General features: G+C 42.8%; 5 protein-coding genes. 3 read left to right on the top strand and 2 right to left on the bottom strand.

Annotated elements, in window-relative coordinates; translation table 11 throughout:
• Positions 1 to 113: 113 nt before the first annotated feature.
• A complete protein-coding gene (locus VLN09_RS08980) occupies positions 114 to 1,838 on the bottom strand; it encodes an anthranilate synthase component I family protein (protein WP_325245753.1) in 1,725 nt (574 codons plus the stop codon).
• Positions 1,839 to 1,841: 3 nt separating this feature from the next.
• A complete protein-coding gene (locus tag VLN09_RS08975) occupies positions 1,842 to 3,077 on the bottom strand; it encodes a beta-ketoacyl-ACP synthase II (RefSeq protein WP_325245751.1) in 1,236 nt (411 codons plus the stop codon).
• A 518-nt stretch (positions 3,078 to 3,595) separates the two neighbouring features.
• Here VLN09_RS08975 and VLN09_RS08970 point away from each other — a divergent pair.
• The 3 genes from VLN09_RS08970 to rpsG form a co-directional block, all read left to right on the top strand.
• On the top strand, positions 3,596 to 4,906 hold the full coding sequence (locus VLN09_RS08970; protein ID WP_325245749.1) for an EcsC family protein: 1,311 nt from the start codon (positions 3,596 to 3,598) through the stop codon (positions 4,904 to 4,906).
• A gap of 406 nt (positions 4,907 to 5,312) precedes the next feature.
• Positions 5,313 to 5,687 (top strand): 30S ribosomal protein S12, encoded by a 375-nt coding sequence (gene rpsL, locus VLN09_RS08965; RefSeq protein ID WP_011281154.1) that lies wholly within the window; start codon positions 5,313 to 5,315, stop codon positions 5,685 to 5,687.
• Positions 5,688 to 5,895: 208 nt separating this feature from the next.
• Positions 5,896 to 6,351: 30S ribosomal protein S7 (gene rpsG, locus VLN09_RS08960; protein WP_325245746.1), on the top strand; the 456-nt coding region annotated here is incomplete at its 3' end.

Raw genomic sequence — 6,351 nt, 5'->3', positions numbered from 1 at the left:
GCTAACGACTGAGGCTTAAGTTAGAAGACAGCTTCAAGCGGCGCAAAAGAGCCTGCTAACATCATGTTAGCAGGCTCTTTTGCGCCGCTTGAAGCTGTCTTCTAACTTAAGCCTCAGTCGTTAGCAAGGACGGATAATAAGTTGCCGACTTTATCTAGGCACTCTTGGTATTCAGCATCGCAGTCAGAGGCAACGGTGATACCGCCGCCTGCCCATAAACTGACTTGTTTGCTATTGTCAGCTGTGCTGGTCGCTTGCAGTGTGCGAATCAGTACATTCCATTGACCGCTACCATCAAAGTTCATATAGCCCATGGTGCCACAATAAGCGCCACGCGGTGCAGCTTCTAATTCTGCGATAATCTCCACCGCGCGTTTCTTTGGCGTACCAGTAATAGAGCCTGCAGGCAAACTTCCAAATAAGACACTTAACGGATGAGTATCTGTCTTGAGCTCGGCAGTAATGGTGCTGACCATATGATGGACATTGCTAAAGCTTTCAATCGCAAATAGCTGAGGCACTTTTACGCTACCGATTTTGGCATATTTACCCAAATCATTACGTAACAAGTCCACAATCATGACGTTTTCGGCACGGTCTTTTTCGCTATTAATTAACTGCTGCTTGTAGTCATTATCTTGTTCGGTTGTTAAGCCGCGCGGCATCGTCCCTTTAATCGGCTTGGTGCGGATATGATGCTTGCCGGTCTTAACATCTTTGCTAAAGGTAAAAAATAATTCAGGCGAGCAGCTTAATAATTCAAACTGACGGTTTGACGTATCTGTTTCGCCTTTATGATTAAAATTGTCAATCGCTACATATCCTGCAAAGGGTGCTTTGGTATTAGCGTGCAAAGCAGGTAGATAGTCGATGAGGCTTGTGACGTATTTATCGTCATAAGCGCTCAGACAGCCACTCCATACTTGAGTTAAATTAATCTGATAACAGTCGCCTTGCTGCAAATAATTTTGCGTTTGATGAAATGCCTGCTGATATTGATGCTTACTCCATTGAGCTTCTAGTAATAAAGGTGGCGTTTTATTATGTTGTTTTTTATTGGTATTCTCATTCGATAGCTGATTATCCAAACTATCTAAATAAGATATCAGCGTTATGATTAGTGTATTTGTATCCTGCTGAACTGAGCTGCTGTCAGAATTGTTATTATGATTATTTACCTGTAGCTGCCAACTACTTTGACTGTCTGCATCCGCTGTTAGATAAATATCATAATGCCCCAATAGCGCACAGGGCTGTTCTGCCATCTCAATATTGGCAGTTGGGCTTAACTCATGAGCGCTAATGTCATAACTGATAAAACCTATTAATCCATGACGATAATGCGGCGACTGATTATCTTTATTTGCTAAGAGTGAGCCATCGTTATTGTCATAATTTTGGCTATAAACAATCAACTCCTCTTGCCAATCGCTATAACTCATATAGCTTGTAACAGAGGTGTTATGACTATCATCATGACTGAAATTGATACTGGCATCTAAACTGGCATCGGCATTGATATTGCTATGATCGCAAACAGCTGAGCGGCAGGTCTTTTCGACTTTATAAAGGCTTGCCTGTTTAGTAGAATGCAGCGTGTCATTAGCCATAGGATAAACGCCCCAGATCATTTTTGGCAATAAGCCAATCACTGGTTGCCCATCGTTATTAAGCCAAACCAGCTGCCAGTTTGCTTTGCTATCTTGTTTTAGTAAATGTCGCTGTAACTGTGGCATCAATTCTGCGGCAGATAGGTCACCAAAACGCCAGCTAGTTTTGCTAGCTGGCGGTAGGGCAGAATCTTTCTGTACAGTAGTATGAGAATCTATTACAACCATAGTCTAAGCGTCAAACTTTTTGATGATTAATGTGGCATTAGTACCACCAAAGCCAAAGCTATTGCTCATAAGGGTTTTAAGTTTCACATCGCGTTTTTCAGTGACGATATCAAAGCCTTTGGCAGCCGGATCTAATTCTGTAATATTGATACTTGGTGCGATAAAACCTTCTTGTAACATCAGTAAGCAATAAATAAGCTCTTGCGCACCGACCGCACCCAAGCTATGACCTGTCATAGACTTGGTTGAGCTAATCGCAGGTACTTTACTGATATCGTCATCAAATACTTTGGCAATGGCTTTAAGCTCAGTGATGTCACCAAGTGGCGTACTGGTACCATGGCTATTGATATAATCTACGCTTTCTAAACCAGCTTCAGCAAGTGCCAGCTTCATACAGCGTACTGCGCCTTCACCGCTTGGAGCGACCATTTCTGCGCCATCAGAGCTGGCACCGTAACCGACGATTTCAGCCAAAATATTGGCACCGCGCGCTTGGGCATGTTCTAAGCTTTCAACGACCACCATCGCGCCGCCTGCAGCGATAACAAAACCATCACGGTCTTTGTCATAAGCTCTTGAGGCAAGCTCTGGAGTATCATTGTATTGGGTGCTGACTGCACCCATAGCATCAAACATACAAGACTGTGTCCAATGTTCTGCCTCACTACCACCAGCAAGTATCACATCGGCTTTACCTAGCTGAATAAGCTCGGCGGCATGACCGATACAATGTGTTGACGTCGCACAAGCAGAGGTTAGCGAGTATGAGATACCTTGAATTTTTAGACCGGTAGCAAGCGCTGCTGATACCGAGCTGCCCATAGTTTTTGGTACAGCCATCGCACCGACGCCGCGTAGTCCTTTTTCTCGCATCGCATCTATCGCATTGGTGATATTTTCTGTTGATGCACCGCCTGAGCTGGCAACCACACCCACGCGTGGATTGCTATTGATGGTTTCGAGAGATAGACCGGCGTGCTCAATCGCATTTAGGGCGCTGACATAAGCATAGAGGCTTGCGTCACTAAAAAACCGCTTCAGTTTGCGGTCGATAGCTGAGGTATCTAGCTCTGATTGATCAATACTGCCGCTGACGTGCGACTTGAACTCGTGCTCAGCATAAGATTCATTGAATGTGATGCCAGAGCGCCCTTGTTTAAGAGCTTCTGTGACAGTAGCCAAATCATGTCCGATACAAGAGACAATCCCTGCTCCAGTGATAACAACGCGGCGCATACTCTATTCCTTATTAGTAATGATTTTTTGATCATTACCTTTAATCATCGTTTTTACCATCTCAAACTACCTCCCTTTGTCATGAATCATAAACGCGTGATAGCAAAACGCTATCAAGGTGCTAAAGGCAAATTTATTGCCATTATCCGCTCATGCAGAGTGCAGGTAAATAATGGTACAAGTGTACTTTGAATTATGGCATATGATACCGTATCGAGGTGGCAAAATGTTTGAGTAAATGCAAAATAATGATAAAACATGGATAACCAGTGGTTATGTTTATCTTCAAATTATTTAAAGTGATATTAATATATTACCAGTAGTCGACGATACTTTTAGATACAAAAGGGATGATAGTGATAACATTGTTCGCACTGACACGGATAATGAGAGTTCGCTAGAATGGCGAACCGCTTACTATTATAAAAGTATGGTAGCAGTGCCTTATTATCTGCTAATTTACTGTCAGGCGTTAAAAACAGACATATTATAACAAACATCATATTAAGGACATTAAGATGGCAAAACGTAGCACTTTATATAAAGGCATCAGCACGGTTGGCTCTTTTACTCGCAGCAATCTAGAACGCATGGGCGCTATGATTGATAGCGTCAATGCCAAAGCTGGCAAACCGCGTCAATTTAAAGCGGTCAATCTAGGCGATGAGGATTATCAACAAGATTTATTCCGTGAACAAACGCTAAAGGCAACCCAGCAGTTACTTGGCACCCGTTTTGCTACTTATGGCAAGTATGCCAAAAAAGTTGTGCCAAATAGTTTGTTTGAATCAACTGTTGATGGCGCTTTTTCTCAAATTGCTAAGCTTGCCGACAACTGGAGTCAAATCGATTTACCGAATCAGCACCGCTTTGCCAAGATTGCAAGCTTAGATGATGAGCAGCGTTATGGATTAGCGACCGATATTGCCAATCAAAACCGCGCATTAGCCACGCTTGGCGGCATCACAGGTTTGGCAGGTTTACCGGGTTTACTGGCAGATACATTATGGTTGTTATTGGTGTCACTACGTACAGTTTATCAGCTTGCTGCAGTATATAACAAGCCATTGACTGGCAAGCAAGGCATCAAGATGGCGTATGAGTTACTTGCCAATGCAGACCTAAGCAAAATGCAAGAGAAGCAAGCATTACTGGCAGGTATCGGCATTGGTAAATGTTTACTTGATAGCGCCCAAAGCAATGGTTTACACAATGAGCTCAAAAACTTAGGCTTGCAGAATAAAAAGGTTAATTTTTACGCAGAGCAAGTGGACAGTATTGCCAGTCAGGTCGGAATTGATTTGGATCAAATCAACTTAACATGGATACGTCGATTTTTGCCAGCCACCGCCGTTATCGTTGGTATGCGCTATAACAGTCAGCTGATTGATGAGGTCATTGGCGTTGCTCAAGCAACTTTTGCGCCAGAAGCCAAACTTGCTAACCGAGCGATTACTGATGACAGTAGCAGCGAAGTAAAGGTTAGTCAGGCAACGGGTAGCAGTGAGCAGAAAGAAGACAAGACACCAAGTAATCCATCAAAAGATGATACTAAGCAAGATGCCGCTACAGAGGGCGAAAAAGGCAGTGCAGCCGATACTGAGCAGAAACAGCCTGAGTCTAAAGAAGACAATTCTAAAGAGGATAAGTCTAAAGAGACAAAATCAGAAAACACTGTTTCAAAAGAAGCTAAAAAAGATACTCAGAAAAACCCCGACGCTGAAACTGGCGAAAAGCAAGTTGACAGCACTCAAGATAATAAGAAGGTTAGTGCAAATAAACCTTCTAACAGCAAAGCGAAAAAAGCCGCTGCTAAGCCAAGCAAATAATAAGCCATTAAGGTTGATGCCGTTGCTGTTCACCTCTAATATCGGCGATATCCTCTTACTTCCTTGAAAAAATGAGAGGATATTGCCATATAACTGTCACAAGCGGCTGTTTTTATCTCTAAATATCTTATCTGAATGATGTAAACGTCTACTTTTGATACCATATTTAGTCCACTGTTTTTTGGCTTATGTCATCAAAAACAGATAAAGTGGTATAGTAGTATTCTGAATACATATCTATCCGCTGCTGTAAAGTCTAACTACTCATAAGTGGTTGAAATAGCAGCAACAAGTCTTTATAATACACTGTCCTAAAAATGGGTGTGCCAAAATCTGTCGTTAAAGTCAGATGGATGGTGCGTTTCCCTATTTTTTTGTTTTATACCAAACGGGAGAAGGATGCCTTATGGCAACAACTAACCAATTGATTCGTAAAGGTCGCAAAACCATCAAGGAAAAGTCAAAAGTTCCTGCGTTGGAAGCGTGCCCACAACGCCGTGGTGTATGTACTCGCGTATATACTACTACCCCTAAAAAACCTAACTCAGCCATGCGTAAAGTATGTCGTGTACGTTTGACTTCAGGCTATGAAGTATCAAGCTACATCGGCGGCGAAGGTCATAACTTACAAGAGCACAGTGTTGTTCTTATCCGTGGTGGTCGTGTAAAAGATCTACCAGGTGTACGTTATCACACCGTTCGTGGTGCACTAGATTGCGCAGGCGTTAAAGACCGTAAGCAAGGTCGCTCTAAATATGGTGCTAAGAAACCTAAAGTTTAATAACTAACCGTTATTAAATGAGTTTCTTTGTATCAAACATTAACTGTGCATGGGTCTGATGTGAGTAATTTTTGACCAAATGAGTCATTAACCCTTATCACATAGCGCCATGCAGTAAGGCTGACTGACAACTCGATATAACGCCATCCAATATTAATTGGTGCGAGATTGTGAATGTCAGACACTCCTGAAGAAAAGGATATTTATTATGCCAAGACGTCGCGTCGTTGCTACCCGTGAGATCCTACCGGATCCTAAATTTGGTAGCAAAACTGTTGCAAAATTCATCAACCATGTCATGAGTCATGGTAAAAAATCTACTGCTGAGCGTATCGTTTACGGTGCACTTGAGACAGTAAGCCAAAAACGTAACATCGAAGATCCAGTATCTTTCTTTGAAGACGTATTAGAAAACGTTCGCCCAATGGTCGAAGTAAAAGCTCGCCGTGTTGGTGGTGCAACCTACCAAGTACCAATGGAAGTACGCCCCTCCCGTCGTACCGCCTTGGCTATGCGTTGGTTAGCTGAAGCTGCTGCAAAGCGTTCTGAAAAATCAATGGCTTTGCGTTTAGCAGGCGAATTGAATGATGCCGCTGATGGTAAAGGTAATGCTATGAAGAAGCGTGACGAAGTTCACCGCATGGCAGATGCAAACAAAGCATTT

The sequence above is a fragment of the Psychrobacter sp. genome (assembly GCF_035469765.1).
Lineage (GTDB): Bacteria > Pseudomonadota > Gammaproteobacteria > Pseudomonadales > Moraxellaceae > Psychrobacter.
This window is presented reverse-complemented; position numbering and strand designations above follow the sequence as displayed.